Source organism: Micromonospora sp. WMMD708 (assembly GCF_049315245.1).
Lineage (GTDB): Bacteria > Actinomycetota > Actinomycetes > Mycobacteriales > Micromonosporaceae > Micromonospora > Micromonospora wenchangensis.
Window position 1 is genome coordinate 3,412,947 of record NZ_CP186060.1, and the last position, 23,940, is coordinate 3,436,886.

Annotated in this window: 29 protein-coding genes and 1 riboswitch; of the genes, 14 read left to right on the forward strand and 15 right to left on the reverse strand. The window is 73.1% G+C overall.

Features of this window, described 5'->3' with window-relative positions; all coding sequences use genetic code 11:
* Positions 1 to 351 precede the first annotated feature (351 nt).
* Complete coding sequence (locus ACN260_RS14990) at positions 352 to 909, forward strand: hypothetical protein (RefSeq protein WP_422756549.1); 558 nt, start codon at positions 352 to 354, stop codon at positions 907 to 909.
* A 33-nt stretch (positions 910 to 942) separates the two neighbouring features.
* Here ACN260_RS14990 and ACN260_RS14995 read toward each other — a convergent pair whose 3' ends face one another.
* Positions 943 to 1,575, reverse strand: a complete 633-nt coding sequence (locus ACN260_RS14995; RefSeq protein ID WP_422756550.1) for an SGNH/GDSL hydrolase family protein — start codon at positions 1,573 to 1,575, stop codon at positions 943 to 945.
* 291 nt (positions 1,576 to 1,866) lie between these two features.
* On the opposite strand from ACN260_RS14995, the gene ACN260_RS15000 reads away from it, so the two are divergent.
* Positions 1,867 to 2,598 (forward strand): ANTAR domain-containing protein, encoded by a 732-nt coding sequence (locus tag ACN260_RS15000; RefSeq protein WP_422756551.1) that lies wholly within the window; start codon positions 1,867 to 1,869, stop codon positions 2,596 to 2,598.
* 11 nt (positions 2,599 to 2,609) lie between these two features.
* On the opposite strand, the gene ACN260_RS15005 is transcribed toward ACN260_RS15000, so the two are convergent.
* From ACN260_RS15005 to ACN260_RS15015, 3 genes are all read right to left on the reverse strand, one after another.
* Positions 2,610 to 3,320: a GAF and ANTAR domain-containing protein gene (locus tag ACN260_RS15005; RefSeq protein WP_422756552.1), complete on the reverse strand. Its 711-nt coding sequence runs from the start codon at positions 3,318 to 3,320 to the stop codon at positions 2,610 to 2,612.
* Between the two features lie 151 nt (positions 3,321 to 3,471).
* Positions 3,472 to 4,008 (reverse strand): RNA 2'-phosphotransferase, encoded by a 537-nt coding sequence (locus ACN260_RS15010; RefSeq protein ID WP_422756553.1) that lies wholly within the window; start codon positions 4,006 to 4,008, stop codon positions 3,472 to 3,474.
* A gap of 74 nt (positions 4,009 to 4,082) precedes the next feature.
* On the reverse strand, positions 4,083 to 4,931 hold the full coding sequence (locus ACN260_RS15015) for an SDR family oxidoreductase (RefSeq protein ID WP_422756554.1): 849 nt from the start codon (positions 4,929 to 4,931) through the stop codon (positions 4,083 to 4,085).
* A 120-nt stretch (positions 4,932 to 5,051) separates the two neighbouring features.
* On the opposite strand from ACN260_RS15015, the gene ACN260_RS15020 reads away from it, so the two are divergent.
* Positions 5,052 to 5,447, forward strand: coding sequence for a winged helix-turn-helix transcriptional regulator (locus ACN260_RS15020; protein WP_422756555.1), 396 nt, complete (start codon positions 5,052 to 5,054; stop codon positions 5,445 to 5,447).
* A gap of 67 nt (positions 5,448 to 5,514) precedes the next feature.
* Positions 5,515 to 5,627: riboswitch (SAM riboswitch) on the forward strand.
* A gap of 2 nt (positions 5,628 to 5,629) precedes the next feature.
* On the opposite strand, the gene ACN260_RS15025 is transcribed toward ACN260_RS15020, so the two are convergent.
* A complete protein-coding gene (locus ACN260_RS15025; protein ID WP_422756556.1) occupies positions 5,630 to 5,782 on the reverse strand; it encodes a hypothetical protein in 153 nt (50 codons plus the stop codon).
* A 122-nt stretch (positions 5,783 to 5,904) separates the two neighbouring features.
* On the opposite strand from ACN260_RS15025, the gene ACN260_RS15030 reads away from it, so the two are divergent.
* From ACN260_RS15030 to ACN260_RS15040, 3 genes are read left to right on the forward strand one after another with little or no spacing between them, the layout of a single operon-like run.
* A complete protein-coding gene (locus ACN260_RS15030) occupies positions 5,905 to 6,801 on the forward strand; it encodes an ABC transporter substrate-binding protein (RefSeq protein ID WP_422756557.1) in 897 nt (298 codons plus the stop codon).
* A gap of 42 nt (positions 6,802 to 6,843) precedes the next feature.
* Positions 6,844 to 7,641, forward strand: coding sequence for an amino acid ABC transporter permease (locus ACN260_RS15035; RefSeq protein ID WP_422756558.1), 798 nt, complete (start codon positions 6,844 to 6,846; stop codon positions 7,639 to 7,641).
* On the forward strand, positions 7,638 to 8,387 hold the full coding sequence (locus ACN260_RS15040; protein ID WP_422756559.1) for an amino acid ABC transporter ATP-binding protein: 750 nt from the start codon (positions 7,638 to 7,640) through the stop codon (positions 8,385 to 8,387). Before ACN260_RS15035 ends, ACN260_RS15040 begins: the two co-directional genes overlap by 4 nt.
* 72 nt (positions 8,388 to 8,459) lie before the next feature.
* Here the strand turns inward: ACN260_RS15040 and tatC are convergent, their stop codons facing one another.
* From tatC to ACN260_RS15065, 5 genes are all read right to left on the reverse strand, one after another.
* Entirely contained in the window at positions 8,460 to 9,413 is a 954-nt protein-coding gene (tatC, locus tag ACN260_RS15045) for a twin-arginine translocase subunit TatC (protein WP_422756560.1), read from the reverse strand.
* Between the two features lie 18 nt (positions 9,414 to 9,431).
* Entirely contained in the window at positions 9,432 to 9,782 is a 351-nt protein-coding gene (gene tatA / locus ACN260_RS15050; protein ID WP_422756561.1) for a Sec-independent protein translocase subunit TatA, read from the reverse strand.
* Between the two features lie 214 nt (positions 9,783 to 9,996).
* Complete coding sequence (locus ACN260_RS15055; protein WP_363655224.1) at positions 9,997 to 10,245, reverse strand: hypothetical protein; 249 nt, start codon at positions 10,243 to 10,245, stop codon at positions 9,997 to 9,999.
* Positions 10,246 to 10,250: 5 nt separating this feature from the next.
* On the reverse strand, positions 10,251 to 11,255 hold the full coding sequence (locus tag ACN260_RS15060; RefSeq protein WP_422756562.1) for a helix-turn-helix transcriptional regulator: 1,005 nt from the start codon (positions 11,253 to 11,255) through the stop codon (positions 10,251 to 10,253).
* Positions 11,252 to 12,250: a helix-turn-helix transcriptional regulator gene (locus ACN260_RS15065; protein ID WP_422756563.1), complete on the reverse strand. Its 999-nt coding sequence runs from the start codon at positions 12,248 to 12,250 to the stop codon at positions 11,252 to 11,254. The genes ACN260_RS15060 and ACN260_RS15065 overlap by 4 nt, the downstream gene beginning before the upstream one ends.
* 110 nt (positions 12,251 to 12,360) lie before the next feature.
* Here ACN260_RS15065 and ACN260_RS15070 point away from each other — a divergent pair, with 110 nt between their 5' ends.
* Positions 12,361 to 13,431 carry a cation diffusion facilitator family transporter gene (locus tag ACN260_RS15070; RefSeq protein WP_422756564.1) on the forward strand — a complete coding sequence of 357 codons (1,071 nt, stop codon included), beginning with the start codon at positions 12,361 to 12,363 and terminating at the stop codon, positions 13,429 to 13,431.
* A 54-nt stretch (positions 13,432 to 13,485) separates the two neighbouring features.
* Positions 13,486 to 14,571, forward strand: a complete 1,086-nt coding sequence (locus ACN260_RS15075; protein WP_422756565.1) for a DUF3866 family protein — start codon at positions 13,486 to 13,488, stop codon at positions 14,569 to 14,571.
* Positions 14,572 to 14,611: 40 nt separating this feature from the next.
* On the opposite strand, the gene ACN260_RS15080 is transcribed toward ACN260_RS15075, so the two are convergent.
* From ACN260_RS15080 to rfbA, 5 genes are all read right to left on the reverse strand, one after another.
* On the reverse strand, positions 14,612 to 15,154 hold the full coding sequence (locus ACN260_RS15080; RefSeq protein WP_422756566.1) for a carboxymuconolactone decarboxylase family protein: 543 nt from the start codon (positions 15,152 to 15,154) through the stop codon (positions 14,612 to 14,614).
* A gap of 139 nt (positions 15,155 to 15,293) precedes the next feature.
* The gene (locus ACN260_RS15085) at positions 15,294 to 15,491 is read right to left on the reverse strand and encodes a hypothetical protein (RefSeq protein ID WP_422756567.1); all 198 of its coding nucleotides are present in this window, start codon (positions 15,489 to 15,491) and stop codon (positions 15,294 to 15,296) included.
* 55 nt (positions 15,492 to 15,546) lie between these two features.
* Positions 15,547 to 16,905 carry a Pup--protein ligase gene (gene pafA / locus ACN260_RS15090; RefSeq protein ID WP_422756568.1) on the reverse strand — a complete coding sequence of 453 codons (1,359 nt, stop codon included), beginning with the start codon at positions 16,903 to 16,905 and terminating at the stop codon, positions 15,547 to 15,549.
* Between the two features lie 68 nt (positions 16,906 to 16,973).
* A complete protein-coding gene (gene rfbC, locus ACN260_RS15095) occupies positions 16,974 to 17,597 on the reverse strand; it encodes a dTDP-4-dehydrorhamnose 3,5-epimerase (RefSeq protein ID WP_422756569.1) in 624 nt (207 codons plus the stop codon).
* Complete coding sequence (gene rfbA / locus ACN260_RS15100; RefSeq protein WP_422756570.1) at positions 17,594 to 18,511, reverse strand: glucose-1-phosphate thymidylyltransferase RfbA; 918 nt, start codon at positions 18,509 to 18,511, stop codon at positions 17,594 to 17,596. Before rfbA ends, rfbC begins: the two co-directional genes overlap by 4 nt.
* Before the next feature lie 88 nt (positions 18,512 to 18,599).
* Between rfbA and rfbB the strand changes: the two genes are divergently transcribed.
* Genes rfbB through ACN260_RS15130 form a run of 6 tightly spaced genes read left to right on the forward strand, consistent with a single transcriptional unit; the run spans position 18,600 to position 23,922 of the window.
* Positions 18,600 to 19,601 (forward strand): dTDP-glucose 4,6-dehydratase, encoded by a 1,002-nt coding sequence (gene rfbB / locus ACN260_RS15105; protein ID WP_422756571.1) that lies wholly within the window; start codon positions 18,600 to 18,602, stop codon positions 19,599 to 19,601.
* The gene (gene rfbD, locus ACN260_RS15110) at positions 19,598 to 20,485 is read left to right on the forward strand and encodes a dTDP-4-dehydrorhamnose reductase (protein ID WP_422756572.1); all 888 of its coding nucleotides are present in this window, start codon (positions 19,598 to 19,600) and stop codon (positions 20,483 to 20,485) included. Before rfbB ends, rfbD begins: the two co-directional genes overlap by 4 nt.
* Positions 20,482 to 20,889, forward strand: coding sequence for a DUF2304 domain-containing protein (locus ACN260_RS15115; RefSeq protein WP_145920204.1), 408 nt, complete (start codon positions 20,482 to 20,484; stop codon positions 20,887 to 20,889). Before rfbD ends, ACN260_RS15115 begins: the two co-directional genes overlap by 4 nt.
* Positions 20,882 to 21,583, forward strand: coding sequence for a glycosyltransferase family 2 protein (locus ACN260_RS15120; RefSeq protein ID WP_145920205.1), 702 nt, complete (start codon positions 20,882 to 20,884; stop codon positions 21,581 to 21,583). Before ACN260_RS15115 ends, ACN260_RS15120 begins: the two co-directional genes overlap by 8 nt.
* The gene (locus ACN260_RS15125; protein WP_422756573.1) at positions 21,583 to 22,893 is read left to right on the forward strand and encodes a polysaccharide biosynthesis protein; all 1,311 of its coding nucleotides are present in this window, start codon (positions 21,583 to 21,585) and stop codon (positions 22,891 to 22,893) included. The genes ACN260_RS15120 and ACN260_RS15125 overlap by 1 nt, the downstream gene beginning before the upstream one ends.
* Positions 22,894 to 23,922, forward strand: a complete 1,029-nt coding sequence (locus ACN260_RS15130; protein ID WP_422751726.1) for a glycosyltransferase family 2 protein — start codon at positions 22,894 to 22,896, stop codon at positions 23,920 to 23,922. It begins immediately after the preceding gene.
* The last annotated feature ends 18 nt before the right edge of the window (positions 23,923 to 23,940 follow it).

Genomic DNA, 23,940 nt, shown 5'->3' on the forward strand with positions numbered 1-23,940 from the left:
CGGGACAACCGGTGCCGTGTGACGTCGGAGAAGGGCCGGGGACGGGAAGGGCCGCCGCGTTGCGGGCCGGGCCGCTCGGTTCTGGTGAGCGGGATCGAGGGAACTCATCTGACCTCCCGGAGGGGCGGGACGACAGGGGCCACGCCCACGGGTCGAGCGCGGCCCGTGGTGGTGATCCTTCCCCCAACCCTACCCGTCCGCAGCGCCGGTATCACTGAGTGTGGACCACCCGGGCCGAACGTGCGGGTCTTGTGGACGGGACGGTGGGACGGGCCGGCCGGGCAGGGGAGGTCGACGGCGTAACCCGTCGGCCGCACCGGGTGGTGGCGGGCCGACGGTACCGTGCCGGCCATGTCGACTGTGGAGCTGCTGGCCTGGTTGCCCGTGCACGGGCACATCGACTGGGGGTCGGTGCCGGACTGGTTCGGCGGCCTCGGCACGGTGGGCACCCTGCTCTTCGGCGTGCTCAGCCTGCGCCGGGAGATCCGGGCCCGCCGGCGTGAGGACCGGGCCGCCCGCGCCCGGCAGGCCCGCCTGGTGTCGACCTCGACCCGGATCGAGGGTGGCGGGGTGCTGCGGGTGCGGGTCACCAACGACAGCGACGGACCGGTCTTCGACCTGACCGCCACCCCCCGGGTCCGGGCCGCGGGCGACGACGGGGACGTCGTCGTCGGGGTCACGGCGGTGACCGGGCCGGTGGACCGGCTCAACGGTCACCGCGACGGCGAGCTGTTCGTCACCGTCGACCGCGCGGTCGACCTGACCGGTTTCGCGTCGGCCACCGTGGAGCTGTCCTTCACCGACCAGCAGGGCAACCGGTGGCGACGCCGGGGCGCGACGGAGCCGGAGCTGGACCTGGGCGTCGAGCCGTCGGGCCGTCGGCTGCGGCTGCCCTGGCGGCGGGGCTGACCGACGGGCGGCCGGCCCGCGCGCCGGTACGCCTCAGGTGGCCGGGCTGACCGCCGCCAACCACTGCTGGGCCAGCACGGCGTGACCGGACGGGGTCAGGTGCACCCCGTCGTCGGTCCACACCCGGTCGTCGACGTCGGCGGTGTCGAACCGCGCCTGCACCGCGACCAGCGTCGCGTCGAACTCGACGGCCAGCTTGCGCACCGCGTCGAGCTTCGGGTCCAGGTCCTCGTGCCAGCGCCGCTGGTCGTCGTCGACCGGGAGCAGGAACGGCTCCATCAGCACCAGCCGGACGTCGGGCAGCGCGTCGCGGGTGACGCCCAGCACATGCCGGTAGTCGGCGGTGAACTCCTCGACGGTGGTGGTCTCGCCGCTGCTGTACCGCCGCCAGGTGTCGTTGATCCCGATCAGCACCGACACCAGTTGCGGGGACAGCGCCAGGCAGTCGTCCGACCAGCGGGCCCGCAGGTCGCGTACCCGGTCGCCGCCGACGCCCCGGTTGCGGAAGGTCGCCCGGTGGCCCGGGTGCCGCGCGGTGAACCAGGCGGCGGCCATCATCGCCCAGCCCACGCCGAGGTCGGCGGGGTCGGTCCGGTCCCGTCCGGCGTCGGTGATGCTGTCGCCGATGAACAGCACCCGACCGTCGCGCGGTATCTCCACCGTCATCCGTCCGCTCCCCTGTCGTCGTCGGACGCCCATCATCCCCGTTGTCCGACCGGGACACCAGCGCGGAACCCGACGCGGCGGTGGTGTCCGTCGCGTGTCCGGACCGACCGACCGGTACAGTGGTGCTCCGCATCCGACGCCCCACCGGGTGTCGTGCGTGAGCGTCAAGCAGCGGCGCGGTCCCCGGCCCGTCCGGCGGCTGCACCTGCGGCCCACCGGCATGGACCGATCATCACGCGCCGCCGGCTCCGGCCGGTGGTTCCGCGCCGGTTCGCAAGGACGTCAGACGCCATGCCGCAGTCACCGCTCGACCTCACCGAGGCTGTCCTCCGGTTGGGGTCCATCCGCCACGACGAGATGGGCCTCGACGCCGTCCTGTCCCGGATCACCGAGGTGGCCCTGGAGAGCATCCCGGACGCCGCCGAGGTGACGGTGACCCTGGTGCACGGCACCGAGGCGAGCACCGCCGCCCACACCGGCGAGCTCGCGCTCCAGCTCGACAGGTGGCAGTTCGAACAGGGTCGTGGCCCGAGCCTGGACGCGGCCACCACCGGCACGGTGCTGATCGTGGCGGACATGACCGAGGAGCGGCGGTGGCCGGAGTGGGCGGCCCGGGCGCACGCCGTGGGGGTGTGCTCGTCGATGTCGCTGGGCCTGCCGATCCAGGAGGCGGTGGTGGGGGCCCTCAACCTCTACGGCACCCGGGTCGGCGCCTTCGGCGCGCTGGCCGTACCGGCCCGGACGTTCGCCGACCACGCGGCGGTGGCCCTGGCCAACGCGCACCTCTACGACAGCACCGCGACGCTGGCCGGGCAGATGCGCTCGGCGATGGAGAGCCGGGCGGTGATCGAGCAGGCCAAGGGCATCATCATGGGGCAACGGCGGTGCACCGCCGACGAGGCGTTCGCGATGCTGGCCCGGGTGTCCCAGAACTCCAACCGCAAGCTGCGGGACGTGGCGGAGGCCCTGGTGCGGCAGGCCACCCGGTCGGTGCCCGGTCAGCCCACCGCCGCCGACCGCTGAGGCACGGGGGTTTAGCGGCTACCGGCGGTGGCCCGGCCGACGAGGGCGGCGGCGACGTCGCGCAGCTTGCGGTGGGAGTCCTGGGAGAGCCTGGTGAGGATGCCGAAGGCCTCGTCGGCGGTGCACCGGCGTTGCCCCATGATGATGCCCTTGGCCTGCTCGATCACCGCCCGGCTCTCCATCGCCGAGCGCATCTGCTCAGCCAGGGTGGCGGTGCTGGCGTAGAGGTGGGCGTTGGCCAGGGCCACCGCCGCGTACGCGGCGAACGTCCGGGCCAGTTCCACCGTCCCGGCGTCGAACGCGTGCGGCCGGGTGCCGTAGAGGTTGAGGGCCCCCACCACCGCCTCCTGGATCGGCAGGCCGATCGCGACCACGCTGCCGATGCCGGCGTCGGCGGCGCGCGTCGCCCAGCCCGGCCAGCGTTCCTCGGTGCCGGTGTCGGACACGACGAAGGTGTCGCCGGTGACCGAGGCGTCCAGGCACGGCCCGTGGCCCTGCCGGTACTGCCACTCGTCGAGCCGCTGCGCGGCGTCGCCGGTGACGGCGACGCTCTGCGGGCTGCCGCCGCGCAGCAGGGTCACCGACACCTCGGACACCCCGCGCAGGCTTCGGCAGGCCAGGTCGGCGATCATCCCCAACACCTCGTCCACACCCACCTCGTCGAGGCGGATCCGGCCGAGTCGGGTCAGGGCGTCGTGCGGGGAGATCGGGGGCGCTGCCATCGAGCGGTTCCTTTCCGGCGGGCGTCCCCCGGCTGCCCGTGGTGGGGGGCGCGTGGCGTGTCGGCCCCCGGCCCGACCCGCCGGGTTGGCGCGACAATCCGCACCATACCCGTACCGGGGGCCGGTCGCCCCCGCACGCACGGGTGGCCGGTCAGGCCAGGTAGGCGGGCGGCACCGCGTCGGTGAGCCACACGCCGTTGGCGCTGCGGTAGAAGGTGTGCCCGTCGCGGGCCATGGCCGCCGCGTCGACGGTCAGCACCACCACCGCGCCACCCCGGCGGGCCCCGACCCGCCGGGCCGTCGACACGTCCGGCGACAGGTGTACGTGGTGCCGTCCGCCCCGGTTGAGCCCGGTGGCCCGGATCGAGTCGAGGGCCGCGGCGCCGGTGCCGTGGTAGAGCCGGGTGGGTGGCGGTTGCGCGGTCAACCCCAGGTCGACCGGGTAGGAGTGGCCCTGGTTGGCCCGGATGCGGTCCACCCCGTCGGCGTCCCGGGTCACCGCGAACCGTTGCTTGTCGTTGTCGGCGACCACGGCGTCGAGGGTGGCCCGGTCGATCCGCAGGGCGGCCAGCAGGTCGCCGACGGCGACCCACCCGCCCGGATCGGGGTCGAGGCCGAACCGGGCGGGTCGGTGGCGCAGGGCCAGTGCGATCCGTTTGCTGGTCCGCACCAGCGTGTGGTGATCCATGTCGAGCATTGTCGGGCCGGTGGGGGGCCCGCTCCACCGGTTATCCGGTGCCGTGCCCGCCCGTCGCCGCCGGGTCAGCCGGCGACGCGCAGCGCCTCGGCGAGGGTGGTGGGCCGGCGGCCGAGCAGCTTCTCCAGGTGCTCCACCGGCACGTACAACGCCCCGTGGGCGATGCCCCGGTCGGCGTCGGCCAGGGTGGCGGCGTAGGGCTCGGGCAGCCCGGCGGAGACGAGCAGTTCGGTGTACGCCGGCACCGGCAGGTCGGTGTAGCTTACGTCGCGTCCACTCTGGCGGGACACCTCGGCGGCCAACTCGGTCATGGTGAACGCCTCACCGCCCAGTTCGTAGACCTGACCGGCGTGTCCGTCGGTGGTGAGCACCTCGGCGGCGGCCTCGGCGTAGTCGGCCCGGGTGGCGGCGCTGACCCGGCCGTCGCCGGCCGACCCGGCGACCCCGTGGGCCAGGTAGCCGGGCAGCTGACCTGTGTAGTTCTCCAGGTACCAGCTGTTGCGCAGCAGCACGTACGGCAGCCCGGAGGCGCGCAGTTCCTCCTCGGTGGCCCGGTGTTCGGTGGCCAGCAGCAGGTCGGAGGTGTCGGCGTGGGCGATGCTGGTGTAGACGACCAGACCGACGCCGGCCTGTCGGGCGGCCTCGATCACGTTGTGGTGCTGGGGCACCCGCTGGCCGACCTCACTGCCGGAGACGAACATCAGCTTCTCGGCGTCGGCGAAGGCGGCGCGCAGCGACTCGGGGTCGGTGTAGTCGGCCGCCCGCACCACGACGCCCCGGTCGGCGAGGTCGGCGAGCCGGTCCACGGAGCGGCCGAGGGCCACGATCTGCCCGGCGGGTACGCCCCGGCGCAGCAGGGATTCGACGATCAGGCGGCCCAGCTGGCCGGTGGCCCCGGTGACGACGACGGACATGGCGCTCTCCTTCGGGTGGCGTTCTCTTGTCGTACTGGCCAACACGCAGGTGGGAGCCGATACTTCCCGGCAGAGAGTAGGCACCTTGAAGTTTGTGACGCACTGATGGAGAGTAAGCTGATGCGACCCGACCCGTTCCAGCGCGACTGCGGCAGCCGGCAGGTCATCGACCGGATCGGCGACCGGTGGAGCGTGCTGGTCGTGCTCGCCCTCGCCGGCGGCGGACGCCGCTACGGCGAACTGGCCGGGCACATCGACGGGATCAGCCAGAAGATGCTCACCCAGACCCTGCGCGGGCTGGAACGCGACGGCCTGGTCACCCGCACCGTGCACGCCAGCGTCCCGCCCCGGGTCGACTACGCCCTCACCGACCTGGGCCGCAGCCTGCTCGACCTGGTCTCCGGCCTGGAAGCCTGGGCCACCACCCACCTGGCCGAGGTGCAGGCGGCCCGGGTCCGCTACGACGCCGAGGTGGTGCGCCGCCCGCCGGCCACCACGCGGGCCGCCCGACGGTAAGGGGCGGACGTGAGGGCCGTCATAACGGGTGGACGACCGGCGGGGCGCTGCTGCTAGATTTCGGGCAGGTCATGAGCGCCAGCGTCAAGCCCCGGCTCGCTGGCCGGCAACCCTCCGCCACGGTGGGGTGCTCCGGGTGAGGACCAGGCACCGGTGAACGACCCGGTGCAAGCGTGGCCTGGTCACCCCAGGTCGACACCGATCAGGGAGAAGCCGTGTCGTACCAACCACCCGCCCCACCCGGTGGCGGCGTCACCGCCGTGACCCGACCCGGCGTACGGTCCGTCGGCGTCCGGCTGGTCAGGCGGCGGCATGTCGACCTCATGCGGGTGCACAGCGACTCCTGTCGCCGCCGCTAGTCGAACCCCTCTTCCCGTGACACCTCGAGCGGGATGCCCGGTGGGCATCCCGTCGGCGGCGCGCGTCCGCCGCCGCCCGACCACCTCCGGAGACACCCGTGCGATTCCTTCCTGCCCTGCCCGCCCCCCGACTGCCCCGCGCCGCGTGGAAGCGGGTCGCCGCGCTCGGCGTCGCCGCCCTGCTCGCCGGCACCGCGCTGACCGCCTGCGGCGGCGGCTCCGAGCCGGCCGACAACCCGTACGGCCTGCTCCAACCCGGTGTGCTGCGCGCCGGCACGCTCACCGACGCCCCACCGAACGTCTACCTCAAGGACGGCAGGTTCACCGGCTTCGACAACGACCTGCTCGTCGCCGTCGCCGGCAAGGTCGGGCTGAAGGTCGAGTTCGTCGGCACCGACTTCTCGGCGCTGCTCTCCCAGGTCAACAACCGCAAGTTCGACGTCGGCAGTTCCTCGATCACCGTCACCGAGGCGCGGAAGAAGACCGTCGACTTCGGCAACGGCTACGACTTCGGCTACTTCGGCCTGGACGTGCCGGCCGGCTCCCCGCTCACCGGCTTCGACCAGCTCGCGGGCAAGCGGGTGGTGGTCGTGCAGGGCACCGTGCAGGACGACTACGCCACCTCGCGCAAGCTCGACCCGGTGCGGGTGCCCGACTACAACGGGGCGATCAACCAGCTCAAGGCCGGTACCGCCGACGCCTGGATCGCCCCCGCCGAGATCGGCGAGAAGTCCGCCGCCGACAGCAACGGCAAGATCACGGTGGCGGCCACCGAACTGAGCCCGGCCCCCACCGCGTACGCCGTCGCCAAGGGCAACGACGCCCTACGCGAGGCGCTGGACAAGGGCCTCGACGAGGTGATCGCCGACGGCACCTGGACCCGCCTCCAGGAGCAGTACTACCCGGGTCGGCCGATCCCGGAAGGCTTCACCCCCGGCAGCGGCGACGTCACCGCCCCGGGCGCGGCGACGCCGTCGGCGTCGGCCACCTCCTGACGGTACGACCAGACCAGCGAGCGGGGCGGTGGGAGAAACACGATGGATCCGTTGAGCACCCTGTGGGAGACCTTCTTCGACTGGGACTCCATGCGCGAGGCGCTGCCCGAGATGCTGACCGTCGGGCTGCCCAACACGCTGATCCTGGCGGTCTCCGCCGCCCTGCTCGGCTCGGTGCTGGGCATGGCGCTGGCCGTGGCGGGCATCTCCCGTACCCGCTGGCTGCGGGGGCCGGCCCGGGTCTACACCGACGTGTTCCGGGGTCTGCCGGCCGCCGCCACCATCCTGCTGATCGGCGTCGGCCTGGCCCCGCTCGGCATGCAGGTGTGGGGCCCCAACCCGTACCCGCTGGGCATCCTGGCGCTGTCGCTGATCGCCGCGGCGTACATCGGGGAGATCTTCCGCTCCGGCATCCAGAGCGTCGAGGCGGCGCAGCTGGAGGGGGCCCGAGCGCTCGGGTTCTCCTGGGGTGAGGCGATGCGCCTGGTCATCGTCCCGCAGGGGATACGCCGGGTGCTGCCGGCCTGGGTGAACCAGCTGATCGCGCTGATCAAGGACTCCAGCCTGGTCTACTTCCTGGGCCTGCTGGCCAGCCAGCGGGAACTGTTCCGGATCGGGCAGGACTACGCGGCCAACACCGGCAACCAGTCGGCGCTGCTGCTGGCCGGCCTGTGCTACCTGACGTTGACCGTGCCGCTGACACACGCGGTCAACGCCATCGACCGGCGGTTGCGCCAGGGCCGGGCGGTCGCCGTCGACCCCGACGACGACGGCGGGCTGGCCCTGGCCGGCGAGACCGCCCTACCGCAACCGCGTCCCACCCGGGAGGACCCCCGATGACCGCCGGCACCGTGACCACCACCCCGGTCAGCCTCGCCGTCCGTGACGTGCACCTGGCCTTCGGGGCGAACCGGGTGCTGCGCGGCGTCGACCTGGACGTCGCCCGGGGCGCGACGGCCTGCGTCATCGGCCCGTCCGGTTCCGGCAAGTCCACCCTGCTGCGCACCGTCAACCGGCTGATCGAACCGGACTCCGGGGACGTCCTGCTCGACGGGCGCAGCGTGCTACGCGACGACCCGGACGCCCTGCGGCAGCGCGTCGGGATGGTCTTCCAGCAGTTCAACCTGTTCCCGCACATGACCGTGCTGCGCAACATCACCCTGGCGTTGCGCCGCCTCAAGAAGCTGCCCGAGGAGGAGGCCGTCGCGCTGGCCCGTTCCCAGTTGGCGTTGGTCGGCCTCGCCGCCAAGGCCGACTCGCGACCCGCCCACCTCTCCGGCGGACAGCAGCAGCGGGTCGCCATCGCCCGCGCGCTGGCCCTGCAACCTGAGGTGATGCTCTTCGACGAGGCCACCTCGGCGCTCGACCCGGAACTGGTCAAGGGGGTGCTCGGCGTGATGGCCGACCTTGCCGCCGGGGGCATGACGATGGTGGTGGTCACCCACGAGATGGGCTTCGCCCGCTCGGTCGCCGACACCGTCGCGTTCATGGATCACGGCGTCGTGCTGGAGGCCGGCGCACCGGAGGTGGTCTTCGAGTCACCGCGGCACCCCCGGCTACGCCGCTTCCTGTCCCAGGTGCTCTGAGCACGCCCCGAACGGACGACGCCGCTCCCGGCAGGGCGGGAGCGGCGTCGGATGGTACGGATGGCCCGGCGGTCAGGTCATGTCGTCGTATCGGCGGTCGATCGGCTTGGGCGGGGCCACCGGCTCGGAGGCGTGCACCGGCTCGGACAACTCCAGCTCCGGCGTGGCCACCACCGGGTCGTCGTCCAACTCCAGCGGCGACACCTCGTCGTCACTCAACCCCGCGTACGATCCACCGCGCCGCTTCCTGCGCCGGTCGTTGATGAAGGCCACCCCGACCGCGACGAAGTACAGCAGCGACAGCGACAGCGCCAGCAGCGTCATGCCGAACGGGCCCGGGTCCGGGGTGGCGATCGCGGCGAACGCGAAGCAGATGAAGATGACCGCCCGCCACCAGCTCAGCAGGCGCTTCGCGCTCGCCACGCCGGTGAAGTTGAGCATCAACAGGATCAGCGGGAACTCGAACGCCACCCCGAACAGCAGGATCATGTTCGTGACGAACGAGATGTAGCGGGTCACCTCGAGCTGGGTGGACAGCCCGGTGACACCGGACTCCATCAGGAACGCAAGGCCCTTGTCCACCACCAGGTAGGCCAGGACCGCCCCGGCGGCGAACAGTGGCGCCGCGATCGACACGAAGACGTACGCCCACTTGCGCTCGTGCCGGTGCAGACCGGGCGCGATGAACGCCCACAGCTGGTAGAGCCAGACCGGCGCGCCGACGATCAGGCCGATCCACAGCGCCAGCTTCAGCTTGAGGATGAAGCCGTCCGCCGGGGACAACTGGAGGAACTGCTGACACTCCCCCGACGCGTCGAGGGCACCGGGCAGCCGGCAGTACGGCTCCTTGAGCAGGTCGAACGCGGGCTGCGCGAGCCAGAAACCCACGATCAGGCCCACCACGATCGCCAGCGAGGCGCGGAACAGCCGGTTCCGCAGCTCGCGGACATGCTCCATGAGCGTCATGGAGCCGTCGGCGGCCCGTTCGAAGGTGCTGGGGCCGCGCTTACGGAGCGCGAAGGCCACGGTGATCGGGCCCTTCGGTCAGTTGTCGCGGACGCGCTGCACCGGGTCGACCGGCGGGGCGAGCGGCTGCTGCTGGGGCTGCGGCGGGGCGTACTGCTGCTGGGGCTGGGCGTACTGCTGCTGGGGCTGCGGCGCGTACGGCTGCTGCTGCACGGGCTGCTGCTGGGGCGGCAGCGGCTGGTAGCCGGCCTGCGCGTCGGCCTTCTCGGCCAGGTCGCGGTCGTCGTCGGCCAGGCTCTTGGTCTCCGCCTTGATGATCCGCAACGAACGGCCGAGCGAGCGGGCCGCGTCGGGGAGCCGCTTCGCGCCGAACAGCAGGATCAGCACGACCACGAGTACGGCGATGTGCCACGGCTTGAGGGCACCCATGGGAAGCTCCAGTCGCTCTGTGTCGAAGGGTGTGTCGGAGCCCATCGTACGTGCGTGACGGGCCTCTGCCACCCGCCGGGCCACCGCTGATGCGGCCCGGCCGGTGAAGTCTTGACCACCTGCGAGTGTCCCGTCAACCACCTGGACGGGTGCAGAGCTGCGGGAAACGGACTCCGGGCGGGCCCCGGGCGGGCGGCCCACCGACCGCTGTCGATCAACTCCCGCGCTTGGCCTTGATCAGTTCGAGCCGCTGCTGGGTCGTCTCGGTCTGCCGCTGCAGCGCCTCGGCCCGTTCCTGCAACGCCTCGGCGCTGTGCCGCAACGTCTCGGCCTCGGCCTGGCGACGCTGCAACGCCATTGCCGCCCGGCGCAGCCGGGGCAGCCGCACCAGCACCGGACGGACCGCCAGGGCCAACACGACCAGCGCGAACAGCAGCACCGCCAGCACGATCCACTTCACCACGGCGGTCAGCCTACCGGCACGTCACCGCGCCCGCCGGGCCGGCCGAGGCCGCCGGGCGTCGCGTACGCCTCCAACGCGGCGGTGGCCTGGGCGCGTACCTGGGTGGCCAGCTCGACCGGGGCGAGGACGGTGACGTCCGGGCCGAGCCCGAGCACGAAGCGGCGGGCCCAGTCGAGATCGGTGACCCGCAGCGACACCAGCCAGTGGTCCCCGTCGACCTCGACCCGCTCACACGGGTAGTACTCGGTGATCCACCGCTCGCCCCGGCCGATCCGCAGGGTGATCAGCGGCAGGTCCGACGACGGCCGGAACACCCCCTGCCGCAGGTCGTGCGGGCGGGCCTGCGGCGGCACCACGGCCGGCTCGTCCAGCTCGACCACCGCGTCGATCCGGTCGGCCCGGAACAACCGGACCGCCTCGGCGCGGCGGCACCACGCCTCGACGTACGCCCGGCCGTCGACCATCAGCATCCGCAGCGGGTCGATGACGCGGTCGGTACTCTCGTCCCGGGCCGCGGTGTAGTAGGTGATCCGCAGCGCCCGCCGCCGCTCGACCGCGGTCCGCAGTTCCTGCACCCGCTGGCTCTCGCCGGGCAGCCGGACGGCCACCGGGGCGCCGACCAGGTCACCGGCCGCGTTCTCGATCTTGGCCAGGGCCCGCTCGACGGCCTCCCGGTTGGCCACCCCGGGCGTCTCGGCGAGCATCCGCAGCGCCACCACCAGGGCCAGCGCCTCGTCCGGGGTGAGCCGCAGCGGCCGGTCGATGCCGGCGTCGTAGGTGATGGTCACCCGGTCGCCGTCGAAGGCCATGTCGATCAGGTCACCCGGGCCGTAGCCGGGCAGGCCGCAGACCCAGAGCAGTTCCAGGTCCTCCCGCAGCTGCCGTTCGGTGACGCCCAGGTCGCCGGCCGCCTCGGCGATCTCGATGCCGGGCCGGGCCAGCAGGTAGGGCACCAGGTTCAGCAGCCGGGCCAGCCGGTCGGCGGAGGTGCGCGCGGCGGGGCGGGTCACCGGGCACCCCCGGCCACGGCCAGCTCGTCGTGCCGGGCGGCGATCTCCTTGAGCCGTTGGATCACCGCGTCGCGTACCTCGGGTGGGTCCAGGACCCGGACGTCCGGGCCGTAGCCGACGAGCTGACCGGCCAGCGACTCCGGATCGGCGTAGGGCAGCACCAGCCGGTCGCCGTCGGGGCCGGGCACGCTCTGCACCGCCCACCGGCGCAGCCCGGCGGCCCGCCCGGGGGTGGCCAGCACGGTGGCCCGGCCGGTCCGCTCGACCGGCCCGGACCAGGCGGCCACGTGCGAGATCAGGTCGACGCCGGCCGGGGGCTCGTAGCCGCCGGGGGCACCGGTGACGCGCACCGCGCCGGTCACCCGGGACAGCCGGAAGCAGCGGGTGGCCGCCCGGTCCCGGTCGTGGCCCACCACGTACCAGCGGCCCCGCCAGCAGACCACGCCCCACGGCTGCAACCGACGGCGGGTCGGCGCGTCCCGGTCGGGGACCCGGTAGTCGAAGGTGACCTCGCGGCGGTCGCGGGCGGCGGCGGTGAGCGGGGCGAACGCCGGGTCGACGGTGACCATCGGCTCCAACCCCAGGGTGGCCTGCGGGTCGACGTCCACCCCGGCGGCGCGCAGCTTGGCCAGCCCCGAGGAGGCGGCGGCGGCCAGCCCGGCGTGCTGCCACAACCGGGCGGCGATGCCCACCGCGGCGGCCTCGTCCGGTTCGAGCGGAATATCGGGCAGGGCGTACTCCCGGTGGGCGATCCGGTAGCCGGGCTCGGCGTCGAACACGCTGGCCGTCCCGGTCTCCAGCGGCACCCCCAGCTCGCGCAGTTCCGCCTTGTCCCGCTCGAACTTGCGCTGGAACGCCTCGTGTTCCCGGGCGTCGTCCGGATCGTGTTCGTAGCCGGGCACGGTCGCGGCGATCTGCGCGGCGGTCAGGAACCGCCTGGTGGACAGCAGACAGATCACCAGGTTGACCAGGCGTTCGGTACGACTCCGCGACACGGGGTGAACGCTAGCAGCCCGGGCGCGGTACCCGTGCACCCGCGCGGGGTGTGGCGTGACGGACAGCCCGCCGCCCAGCGCAGGCGGCCGGGCGGACTTACGGTGACCGCATGGCGGAGGCCGAAGGCAACAGCGAGAGCGTCGGCACGGTCGTGGTGGCCGGGGCGGCGAACCTCGCCATCGCGGTGGCGAAACTGGTCGCCGGGATCGTGTCCGGCTCGGCGGCGATGCTCTCCGAGGCGGCCCACTCGGTCGCCGACACCACCACCGAGGTGCTGCTCTACCTGGCGTTGCGCCGGGGGGCCCGGCCCGCCGACGTCCGGCACCCGTTCGGGTACGGCAAGGAGAGCTACGTCTGGGCGTTCCTGGCCGCGCTGTTCACCTTCGTGGCCGGTGCCGGCTTCGCGATCACCCACGGGGTGACCACCATCCTGGTCCACGAGCACAGCGGCGACTACCTGATCTCGTACGTGGTGCTGGCGGTCTCCTTCGCCATCGAGTCGGTGTCGCTGGCCCGCGCGGTACGCCAGGTACGCGGCGAGTCCCGCCGCTGGGGAACCACCCCGCGCCGGTTCCTGCGACTGACCGCCGACACCACCGTCAAGGCGGTGTTCCTGGAGGACAGCGCCGCCCTGATCGGCCTGCTCATCGCGGGGGTCGGGCTGGGCCTGTCGCAGTGGACCGGCGACGAACTGTTCGACGGCGTCGCCTCGATCCTGATCGGCCTGCTGCTGCTCGTCGTCGCCGCCATCCTGGCCAGGAGCAACATCTCCCTGCTGGTCGGCCGGGCGGTGCCCGAACGGCTGCACCACGAGATCGAACGCGAGCTGGCCGCCCTGCCGACGGTGGACCGGGTCGACACGCTGCTGACCATGCAGCTCGGCCCGGACGACATCCTGGTGGCCGCCAAGGTCGACTTCCGGGACGAGGCGACCGGGGCCGAGATCGAGGCCGCCGCCGACGAGGCCGAACGGCGGCTCACCGACCGCTACCCGGAGATCGGGTACGTCTTCCTCGACCCCACCCGGTCGCTGCGCGGCTCCGGCCGCCACGCCCGGCGTACCCAGGAGGAGCCCGGCCCGGTGGGCGACGCCCCGCTCGGCACGGCGTACCCCGGCCCGGCCGGCGACGCGCGCCCGACCGACGGGCCCTCCGGTCAGGAGGCGGACGGGCGGGACTGACCGGAGGCGGCCCCGCACGCGGCCGACCGGGCGGCCGGCGATAGCGTGCCGGGCATGGTGCGATGGCGGTCCGGGACGGTCACGGCGGTACGGCGACGGTGGGCCGGCGCGGTGGAGCTCGACGTCGCCCTGCCCGACGGGGCCAGCATGCGCGCGCTGGCCTACCCGGAGCTGGTCGGCGACCCCGTCCCCGGCGACCGGGTGCTGCTCAACGCCGGCGCGCTGCTGATGGGCCTCGGCACCGGCGGGTACGCCCTGGTGGTCGCCCTGCCCGACCGGCTGCCCGCCGACCCGCCGCAGGCCGGCGACACCCGCGACGCCGGGCACCTGGTCAAGGCCCGCTACACCCCGCTCCAGCCGATCATGCTCGGGGTCGACGAGGAGGCGTCACCGCACCACACGCTGCTCGCCGCCGTCGACAGCCTCGACGGGCTGCCGGTGGTCACCGCCGACCTGCACTCCGCCCTGCCGGCGATCCTCGCCGGCATCCACGCCGACGCCCCCCGGGCCCGGGTGGCCTACCTGCTCACCGACGGCGGCGCGTTGCCGGCCTGGTTCTCCCGAACCCTCGACGGGCTGCGCGACACGCTGGTCGGCACGGTCAGCGTCGGGCAGGCGTTCGGTGGTGACCTGGAGGCGGCCACCCTGCACACCGGCCTGCTGGCCGCCCGGCACGTGCTCCGCGCCGACGTGGCGGTCGTCGCGCAGGGGCCGGGCAACCTGGGCACCGGCACCCGGTGGGGGTTCTCCGGCGTCGCCGTCGGCGAGGCGGTCAACGCGGTGGCGGTGCTGGGTGGCCGGCCGGTCGGGTCGCTGCGGATCTCCGACGCCGACACCCGCCCCCGGCACCAGGGGGTGTCGCACCACAGCCTCACCGCGTACGGCCGGGTGGCGCTGGCCCCGGCGGAGCTGGTGGTGCCGGACGGCCTGCCACCGGAGCTGGCGGCCCGGGTGGACGCCGCACTGGCCCCGCTGACCGACCGGCACACCCTGGTCCGGGTCGACACCACCGGCCTGGACGCCGCGCTACACGCCCTGCCGGTGCGACTGTCCACGATGGGCCGGGGCCTGGACGCCGACCACGCCTACTTCCTCGCGGCGGCGGCCGCCGGCCGGCACGCCGCCGCGCTGCTCGGCTGACCGGTCCCGGCACCGCCCGCCGGGGCGGTCGACCCCGTGGTCAGGCCGTGTAGCCGTGCTCGACGATCCGCGCGGCCGTCGCCTCGTAGCCCTCACCCTCGGGGGCGTAGGTGCCCAGCCCGTCGACGTACCGGTTGAACATGCAGAACGCGGCGGCGATCAGCACCGTGTCGTGGATCTCCAGGTCGGTGGCGCCCTCGGCACGGGCCGCCTCGACCAGTTCGGTGGTGACCTGCCGACCGCCGGCCTGGACCGCCGCGCCGATGCGGAGCAGGGCCCGCAGCTTCGCGCTGATCGGCGCGGTGTCCGGGTCGGCCCGCACCTGGTCGACCAGGGTCATCCCGGTGGGCAGTTGGGCGGCGGCGAACGCCGAGTGGGAGGCGCAGCAGAACCGGCACTCGTTGAGCCCGGAGACGTAGGCGGCGATCAGTTCCCGCTCTCCCGGCGTCAGCGTCGGGTGCGGGGCACGCAACAGCACCTCGGCCAGCTCGTTCAGCGGCTTCGCGGTCTCCGGCCGGTAGCGCATCGGCCCGGTGATCCCCGGGAACGCCTTCTCGTCGAGACCCAGATCGATGTGCGCCACCGGCACCCCCTGACTCGTCGGCCGCCCCCGACGGGCCGCCGTCGCACCAGGGTGCCAGCACCGGTGGGTCGGTTCATCTTCCCGATTGCTCGATCCGCCGCGTCGACGGGCGTGCGGCGCGGGCCGCGACGGCCCCGGCTCAGCCGACCAGGAAGATCAACGCGAGCCAGCCGACCACGATGACGACCAGCGCCACGGTCAGCACCCAGGTCGGCACGGTGTACTCGCCCCGGCGGTTACGGGCGATCTCGTCGCGGATCTTCGCCCGGCGGCGGTCGATCCAGTTGAGCCGCTGGTTGTCGCCGCGCTCGCGGTCGGCGGATTCGGAATCGTTCATCGCCCCGCCAGCGTACCGGTGGGCCGGCGGCCGTCTCCGGCCGCCGGCCCCCTGGTCACATGCTCGCGATCAACCGCTCCACCCGCTCGTCGTACGCCCGGAACGGGTCCTTGCAGAGGACGGTGCGCTGCGCCTGGTCGTTGAGCTTCAGGTGCACCCAGTCGACGGTGAAGTCGCGCCGCTTCTCCTGGGCGTGCCTGATGAACTCGCCACGCAGCCGGGCCCGGGTGGTCTGCGGCGGGGTCTCCTTGGCCTCGAAGATCTCCGGGTCGGTGGCCACCCGGTCGACCTGGCCGCGCCGCTCCAGCAGCCCGTACAGGCCCCGGCCCCGGCGCAGGTCGTGGTAGGCGAGGTCCATCTGCGCCACCCGGGGATGCGACAGCGGCAGGTCGTGCTTGCGCTGGTAGCGCTCGATCAGCCGGAGCTTGCTCACCCAGTCGATCTCCCGGGCGACCGGGTCCAGGTTGCCGCTCTCCACCGCGCCCAGCACCCGGCCCCACAGCTCCACCACCCGCTTGGCGGTCTGGTCGCCGCCGCGACGCTCCACGAACTCGGTGGCCCGCGCCAGGTACTCCTGCTGGATCTCCAGCGCGCTGACCTCCTTGCCGGAGGCGAGGCGCACCTTGCGCCGGCCGGTGATGTCGTGCGACACCTCCCGGATGGCCCGGATCGGGTTCTCCAGCGACAGGTCGCGCATCACCACGCCCGCCTCGATCATCCGCAGCACGATGTCGGCCGAGCCGACCTTGAGCAGCGTGGTGACCTCGTTCATGTTGGAGTCCCCGACGATGACGTGCAGCCGGCGGTAACGCTCGGCGTCGGCGTGCGGCTCGTCGCGGGTGTTGATGATCGGCCGGCTGCGGGTGGTCGCCGAGGAGACGCCCTCCCAGATGTGCTCGGCCCGCTGGGACAGGCAGTAGACCGCCCCGCGCGGGGTCTGCAACACCTTGCCGGCGCCGCAGATCAGCTGCCGGGTGACCAGGAACGGGATGAGCACGTCGGCGAGCCGACCGAACTCACCGTGCCGGGACACCAGGTAGTTCTCGTGGCAGCCGTACGAGTTGCCGGCCGAGTCGGTGTTGTTCTTGAACAGGTAGATCTCACCCGCGATGCCCTCGTCGTGCAGCCGCTTCTCCGCATCGACGAGCAGGCCCTCCAGGATGCGCTCACCGGCCCGGTCGTGGGCGACCAGGTCGGTGACCGAGTCGCACTCCGGAGTGGCGTACTCCGGGTGCGACCCGACGTCCAGGTAGAGCCGGGCCCCGTTGCGCAGGAACACGTTGCTCGACCGGCCCCAGGACACCACCCGGCGGAACAGGTACCGGGCGACCTCGTCTGGGGACAGCCGCCGCTGCCCGCGATAGGTGCAGGTGACGCCGTACTCGGTCTCGAGGCCGAAGATTCGCCGCTCCATGATGTGACACTAGCCGCCCGGAGGGTCGGTTCGTCACTGTCACAGCACAGGTAGTGTGCTGCGGTCGCTCAGATCCCGTCGGTGCGCGGCGTCCCGTCCGGCCCGAGACCGGCCACGAACGCCTGGCAGGCGGCATAGTCGGGCAGGGTTCCCGCCGCCCGGGCCTGCGCGAACGTCGGTGCCGCCGCGTCCCGGGCGGACAGTTGCGGCACCTCGACCGGCCACTCGATGCCCAGCTCCGGGTCGAGTGGGTGCACCGCGTGTTCCCCGGTCGGGTTGTAGGTGGTCGAGCAGAGGTAGCTCAGGGTCGCGTCGTCGGTCAACGCGCAGAAGCCGTGCCCCAGCCCCTCGGCCAGGTAGACCGCCCGCCGGTCGGTGTCGTCCAGCCGGACGCCCTCCCAGCGGCCGAAGGTCGGCGAACCGGTCCGCAGGTCCACCACCACGTCGAGCACCGCGCCCCGGACGCAGGTGACGTACTTGGCCTGGCCGGGCGGGACGTCGGCGAAGTGGATGCCGCGCACCACGCCCCGGCCGGAGATCGACAGGTTGGCCTGGGCCAGCCGCAGCGGGTGGCCCACCGCCTCGGCGAGCTGGTCGAACCGGTACCACTCCATGAACAGCCCGCGCGGGTCGCCGTGCTGCTGCGGGGTGATCTCCCAGGCGCCCTCGATGCTCAGCGGACGAATCTTCACCGCACCCCCTCCGTTCCCACCTGCGCCGCGCGCAGCACCGCCTCGTCGTGCTTGTCGGCCAGCAGACCGAGCAGGTAGTCGCCGTACCCGCTCTTGGTCAGCGGCTCGGCCAGCGCGCGGAGCTGGTCGTCGTCGATCAGGCCGGCCCGCCAGCAGACCTCCTCGACGCACCCGATCTTCATACCCTGCCGTTCCTCGATCACCCGGACGAACTCGCCGGCCTGCATCATCGAGGTGAAGGTCCCGGTGTCCAGCCAGGCGGTGCCCCGGTCCAGCACGGTCACCGACAGCTCCCCGGCCTCCCGGTACGCCTCGTTGACCGCGGTGATCTCCAACTCGCCCCGGGCGCTCGGGGTGAGCTTGCCGGCGATCTCGACCACCCGGTTGTCGTAGAAGTACAGGCCCGGCACCGCGTAGCGGGACTTCGGCCGGGCCGGCTTCTCCTCGATCGACAGCACCCGGCCGTCGGCGTCGAAGTCGACCACCCCGTACGCCTGCGGGTTGGCCACCGGGTAGGCGAACACCCGCCCGCCGACCAGGTCGCCGTTGTCGGCCAACTGCCGGCCGAGGCCGACGCCGTGGAAGATGTTGTCACCCAGCACCAGGGCCACCGAGTCGTCGCCGATGAAGTCCGCGCCGAGCACGAACGCCTGGGCGATGCCCTCCGGGCGGGCCTGGGCGACGTACTCCAGGCGCAGCCCCCACTGGCTGCCGTCGCCGAGCAGCCGCTGGAACTGGTCCTGGTCCTCCGGGGTGGTGATCACCAGGATCTCCCGCACGCCGGACATCACCAGCGTCGACAGCGGGTAGTAGACCATCGGCTTGTCGAAGATCGGCATCAGCTGCTTGGACACCGCCCGGGTGATCGGCCACAGCCGGGACCCGGTGCCACCAGCGAGAAGGATTCCACGCACCGGGGGAGCCTACCGGGACCGGCGCGAACCGGACACCGGGGTCACGGTCCCCGGAGCGGCGGGCGGGTGCGCGTACACTTCCGTTCCCGTGAGGATTCTCGTCACCGGCGGAGCCGGATTCATCGGGTCGGAGTACGTACGGATGCTGCTGGGCGTGCCCGGCGGCGACGCGTCCGGCGTGCCCGCGATCGAGCCCACGACGGTGACCGTGCTGGACAAGCTGACCTACTCCGGCAACCTGGACAACCTCGCCCCGGTGCGCGACGACCCCCGGCTGCGGTTCGTCCGGGGCGACATCTGCGACCCGGCGACCGTCGACGAGGTCGTCGCCGGCCAGGACGTGGTCGTGCACTTCGCCGCCGAGTCGCACGTCGACCGCTCGATCGCCGGGGCCGCCCCGTTCGTCACCACCAACGTGCTGGGCACCCAGACCCTGCTGGACGCGGCGCTGCGGCACGGCACCGGCCGGTTCGTGCACGTGTCCACCGACGAGGTGTACGGCTCGATCGACGAGGGGTCCTGGACGGAGACCTGGCCGTTGGCCCCGAACTCGCCGTACTCGGCCTCGAAGGCCGGTTCCGACCTGCTGGCGCTGGCCTACCACCGGACCCACGGGATGGACGTGGTGGTGACCCGCTGCTCCAACAACTACGGGCCGTACCAGTTCCCGGAGAAGGTCGTACCGCTGTTCGTGACCAACCTGCTCGACGGTGGCACCGTGCCGCTCTACGGCGACGGCGGCAACGTGCGGGACTGGCTGCACGTGCACGACCACTGCCGGGGCATCGCGATGGTGGCGCACGCCGGGCGCTCCGGCGAGGTCTACCACATCGGCGGGGGCACCGAGCTGAGCAACAAGGAGCTGACCGGGCGGCTGCTGGAGGCGTGTGACGCCGGCTGGGACCGGGTCGTCCCGGTCGCCGACCGTAAGGGCCACGACCGCCGCTACTCACTGGACATCAGCAAGATCAACACCGAGCTGGGGTACGCCCCGAGCATCGGCCTCGACGAGGGCCTGGCCCGGACCGTCGCCTGGTACCGGGACAACCGGGCCTGGTGGGAGCCGCTGAAGACGGCACCGGCCGCATGACCCGGGTCCTCGTCACCGGCGCGGGTGGCATGCTCGGCCGGGACCTGCTCGCCGCGCTGGCCACCCGGGGCGACCTCAAGGTGACCGCCGCCACCCGCGCCGACCTCGACGTCACCGACGCCGGGGCGGTGCACGCCGCGGTCGCCGGGCACGACGTGGTGTTCAACGCCGCGGCGTGGACCGACGTCGACGGCGCCGAACGCGACGAGGCGGCGGCCACCGCGATCAACGGCGACGCGGTGGCCCACCTGGCCCGCGCCTGCGCCGGGCACGGCGCGCGGCTGGTGCACGTCTCCACCGACTACGTCTTCGCCGGTGACGCCGACACCCCCTACGCCGAGGACGCCCCCACCGACCCGGTCAACGCCTACGGCCGCAGCAAGCTCGCCGGGGAGCGGGCCGTGGTCCGATTCCTCCCCGAAACCGGCTACCTGGTGCGGACCGCCTGGCTCTACGGGGCGCACGGCCGCAACTTCGTCACCACCATGCTCGGGCTCGCCGCCACCCGGGAGCACCTCGACGTGGTCGACGACCAGCACGGCCAGCCCACCTGGTCGTACGCGCTGGCCCGGCACCTGGTGGCGCTCGCCGACGCGGCCCTGGCCGACCGGGCCCCCGCCGGGATCTACCACGGCACCTGCACCGGCCGGACCACCTGGTACGGGCTGGCCCGTGCCGCCTTCTCGCTGGCCGGGCTCGACCCGGACCGGATCCGACCCACCACCAGCGACCGGTTTCCGCGTCCGGCCGCACGACCCGCGTACAGTGTGCTAGGGCACGACCGGTGGGCCGAGGCCGGCCTGCCCCCGCTGCCGGACTGGCACGCCACGCTGTCCGACGCCTTCGCCTCCCCGACTGCACCCGCCCCGTGGAAGGTCGCATGAAGCTCACCCTCGTCACCGGTCTGACCGGCCTGATCCTGCTCGCCACGATCGTCGAGCTGCTGCGCCGCCGGCAGCTCCGCGAGAAGTACGGCATGCTCTGGCTCGGCGTGTTGGTCATCGTCATCCCGTTGTCGCTGTTCCCCCGCCTGCTGGACAACGTGGCCGGATTCTTCGGCGTGGTCTCCGGCGTCAGCCTCGTGCTCTTCCTCGGCATCGTCTTCCTGCTGCTGGTCTGCGTGCACCTGAGCTGGGAGGTCAGCGCGCTGGAGGAGGAGACCCGCACCCTGGCCGAGGACTTCGCGCTGCTCCGCGCGCAGATCGACGCGGAGCGCGCCGCCCGGCTCGCCGACGGCGCACAGGTCACCGCAGCCACCCGAGACGAACTGGTGTCCCACGATGGTTAACGGCAAGCGTGTCCTGATCATCATCCCGGCGCTCAACGAATCCGGGTCGATCGCCGACGTGGTCGGCGAGGTCCGGGGCGAACTGCCCGGCGTCGACGTGCTCGTGGTCGACGACGGCTCCACCGACCGGACCGCCGCGGTGGCCGCCGCCGCCGGCGCCCGGGTGGCGAAGCTGCCGTACAACCTCGGGGTGGGCGGCGCGATGCGGCTCGGCTACCGGTACGCCCGCGACAACGACTACGACGTGGCGATCCAGATCGACGCCGACGGCCAGCACGACCCCCGGTACGTGCCCAAGCTGGTCGACCTGCTCGACGACAACGACCTGGTCATCGGTGCCCGGTTCGCCGGTGAGGGCGACTACTCCGTACGCGGCCCCCGCCGCTGGGCGATGGTCATGCTGTCCGGGGTGCTCTCCCGGGTGGCGAAGACCCGGCTGACCGACACCACGTCCGGGTTCCGGGCCGCCAACCGGCGGGTCATCGAGATGTTCGCCGGCTGGTACCCGGCCGAGTACCTCGGCGACACGGTGGAGACCCTGGTGCACACCGCCCGGCGCGGCTACCGCATCCGTCAGGTGCCGGTGGCGATGCGCAAACGGATGGCCGGCACGCCCAGCCACTCCCCCGCCAAGGCGATGATCTACCTGGGCCGGGCCTTCGCGGTGCTCACGCTGGCGCTCATCCGCCGGTGATGCGGCGGCTGCTCCACCTCGTCCCGCCCGGCACCCTCGCCGTCGGAGGCGGGCTCGCCCTGCTCGGGCTCGCCTCCTACGTACACCTCGCGGTGGCCGGGCACGCCCTCGACCGCGCCGACTACTCCTCCCTGTCGGTGCTCTGGTCGATCGTGTTCACCCTCGGCATCGGCGTGTTCATCCCCGTCGAGCAGGAGGTGGCCCGGGTCGTCGCCGCCCGCCGCAGCCAGGGGCTCCCCCCGGGGCCGGTGCTGGCCCGGGGGGCGGTCGTCGCCGCCGTCGTGCTGGCGCTGCTGGTCGTGGTCACCCTGGCCGGCTACCGGACGCTCACCGACCGGCTGTTCGCCGGTGACGGCACCATGGTCGCCGTGCTGATCGGCGCGCTGGTCGCGATGGCCGTGGCCTACACCACCCGGGGCGTGCTGTCCGGCCTGCAACTCTTCCCCTGGTACGGCACCCAGCTCGGCGTCGACGGCGGGGTACGCATCGCGCTGGTCGCCGGGCTCGGCGTCAGCGGCGTCACCGACCCGGTCTGGTACGGCGCGGTGCTGGTCGTCGCCCCGCTGCTGTCGGTGCTGGTGACCCTCCCCCCGGTGCTGCGGGCCGTCGGCGGCGGCGTCCCCGTCGCCTGGGACATCCTGCTGCGCGGCCTCGGCCTGCTCACCGTCTCCAGCCTGCTCTCCCAGGTCGTGGTCAACATCGGCGTGATCAACGCCCGGCTGCTCGACCCGGCCGACGTGGCGACCGCCGGTGCGCTGCTCTCCGCCCTGGTGCTGGTACGCATCCCGCTGTTCGTCTTCGGCTCGATGCAGGCGTCGCTGCTGCCCGGCCTGGCCACCACCGCCACCACCGGCGACCAGGCCGGCTTCCACGGCCTGCTGCGGCGGGCGCTCGGCGTGGTCACCGCCCTCGGCGTCGCCGGGGCGATCGGCGCGGTGGCGCTCGGCCCGTGGCTGGTGCACCGGCTCTTCGACGCCCCCGGCGTGCTCGGCCACGGCGACTTCGCCTGGCTGGCCGTCGGCACCCTGGCCTATCTGTGGGCGATGGTGCTCGGTCAGGCCCTGCTCGCCCTCGACCGGCACCGCGCCCAGGCCGTCTCCTGGACGGTCGGGGTGGCCGCCCTGCTCGCCGTCACGGTCGTCCCGGCCCCGGTCGCGCTCCGCGTCGAGCTGGCCTACGCGGTCGGGTCCGTCGTGGTGGCCGCCACCATGGCCGTCCTGCTGCTGCGCCGGGGCACCCGCCCGGCCACCCCCACCCCCGGCCGGCCGCTCGACGACGTGGTGGCCACCGGCGTATCCGGAGGTCTGTAGATGTCCCGCCCCCAGGTGTCCGCGGTGATGCTCGCCTACGGCACCGAGCCCTACCTGGTCGACGCCGCCCGCGCCGTGCTGGCCAGCACCGACGTCGAGATCGAACTGATCGTGGTGGACAACGGCTGCACCGGTGACGGCATCGACGTGGTCAAGGGCTTCCCCGGGGTACGGGTGGTCCGGCCGGAGGAGAACACCGGCTACTCCGGCGGCTGCCGCGTCGGCGCCGCCGAGGCCACCGGCGAGTGGTTGGCCTTCGTCAACTCCGACGCCGTCGTCGCCCCCGACGCACTGGCCAAGACGGTGGCGGTGGCCGGCGAGCCCGGCGTGGGCGCGGTGATGGCCTCGATCCGGCTCGCCGAGAACCCCGACCTGATCAACACGTCCGGCAACCCGCTGCACTACATCGGGCTGTCCTGGGCCGGCGGCAACGGCCAGCCGGCCGGCGCGCACGCCCGGCGGACCACCGTCCCGTCGATCAGCGGCTGCTGCTTCGTGATCAACCGGGCGCTCTGGCGGGAGCTGGACGGCTTCGCCGCCGAGTACTTCGCCTACCACGAGGACACCGAGATCAGCCTGCGGCTGTGGCAACGCGGGCTGCGCCAGGAGTACGTGCCGGACGCGGTGGTGGTGCACCACTACGAGTTCTCCCGCAACAAGCTCAAGCACTACCTGCTGGAACGCAACCGCCTGATCTCGCTGCTCACCGCGTACGAGACACGGACGCTGGTGGTGCTGGCCCCGATGCTGCTGCTCACCGAGGCGGCGATGCTGGTGGCCGCGCTGCTCGGCGGCTGGGCACGGGAGAAGGCACGCGGCTGGGGTTGGCTGTGGACCAACCGGGCCTGGGTACGGGCCCGGCGCCGGCAGCTCCAGCAGGAGCGGACGGTCCCCGACGGGACCATCGCCGAGCTGATGACCGCCAAGGTCGACCCGTCGAACGTCGAGTCGCCGCCCGGCATGGGCGTATTCAACGTCATCGCCGCCGGCTACTGGGCGCTGGCGAAGCCGCTGCTGCGCACCCGCTGACCGTCGACGCCAGGGGGC

Excerpts from the sequence above, each read along its gene's own strand:
- tatA (WP_422756561.1), bottom strand. The coding sequence starts at position 9,782 with ATGGGTGCCCTCAAGCCGTGGCACATCGCCGTACTCGTGGTCGTGCTG.
- ACN260_RS15075 (WP_422756565.1), top strand. The coding sequence starts at position 13,486 with ATGGTGCGATGGCGGTCCGGGACGGTCACGGCGGTACGGCGACGGTGG.
- pafA (WP_422756568.1), bottom strand. The coding sequence starts at position 16,905 with ATGGAGCGGCGAATCTTCGGCCTCGAGACCGAGTACGGCGTCACCTGC.
- ACN260_RS15040 (WP_422756559.1), top strand. The coding sequence starts at position 7,638 with ATGACCGCCGGCACCGTGACCACCACCCCGGTCAGCCTCGCCGTCCGT.
- ACN260_RS14995 (WP_422756550.1), bottom strand. The coding sequence starts at position 1,575 with ATGACGGTGGAGATACCGCGCGACGGTCGGGTGCTGTTCATCGGCGAC.
- ACN260_RS14990 (WP_422756549.1), top strand. The coding sequence starts at position 352 with ATGTCGACTGTGGAGCTGCTGGCCTGGTTGCCCGTGCACGGGCACATC.
- ACN260_RS15000 (WP_422756551.1), top strand. The coding sequence starts at position 1,867 with ATGCCGCAGTCACCGCTCGACCTCACCGAGGCTGTCCTCCGGTTGGGG.
- ACN260_RS15005 (WP_422756552.1), bottom strand. The coding sequence starts at position 3,320 with ATGGCAGCGCCCCCGATCTCCCCGCACGACGCCCTGACCCGACTCGGC.
- ACN260_RS15070 (WP_422756564.1), top strand. The coding sequence starts at position 12,361 with ATGGCGGAGGCCGAAGGCAACAGCGAGAGCGTCGGCACGGTCGTGGTG.
- ACN260_RS15115 (WP_145920204.1), top strand. The coding sequence starts at position 20,482 with ATGAAGCTCACCCTCGTCACCGGTCTGACCGGCCTGATCCTGCTCGCC.
- ACN260_RS15020 (WP_422756555.1), top strand. The coding sequence starts at position 5,052 with ATGCGACCCGACCCGTTCCAGCGCGACTGCGGCAGCCGGCAGGTCATC.
- rfbD (WP_422756572.1), top strand. The coding sequence starts at position 19,598 with ATGACCCGGGTCCTCGTCACCGGCGCGGGTGGCATGCTCGGCCGGGAC.
- ACN260_RS15035 (WP_422756558.1), top strand. The coding sequence starts at position 6,844 with ATGGATCCGTTGAGCACCCTGTGGGAGACCTTCTTCGACTGGGACTCC.
- ACN260_RS15085 (WP_422756567.1), bottom strand. The coding sequence starts at position 15,491 with ATGAACGATTCCGAATCCGCCGACCGCGAGCGCGGCGACAACCAGCGG.
- ACN260_RS15010 (WP_422756553.1), bottom strand. The coding sequence starts at position 4,008 with ATGGATCACCACACGCTGGTGCGGACCAGCAAACGGATCGCACTGGCC.
- ACN260_RS15130 (WP_422751726.1), top strand. The coding sequence starts at position 22,894 with ATGTCCCGCCCCCAGGTGTCCGCGGTGATGCTCGCCTACGGCACCGAG.
- ACN260_RS15015 (WP_422756554.1), bottom strand. The coding sequence starts at position 4,931 with ATGTCCGTCGTCGTCACCGGGGCCACCGGCCAGCTGGGCCGCCTGATC.
- ACN260_RS15120 (WP_145920205.1), top strand. The coding sequence starts at position 20,882 with ATGGTTAACGGCAAGCGTGTCCTGATCATCATCCCGGCGCTCAACGAA.
- ACN260_RS15125 (WP_422756573.1), top strand. The coding sequence starts at position 21,583 with ATGCGGCGGCTGCTCCACCTCGTCCCGCCCGGCACCCTCGCCGTCGGA.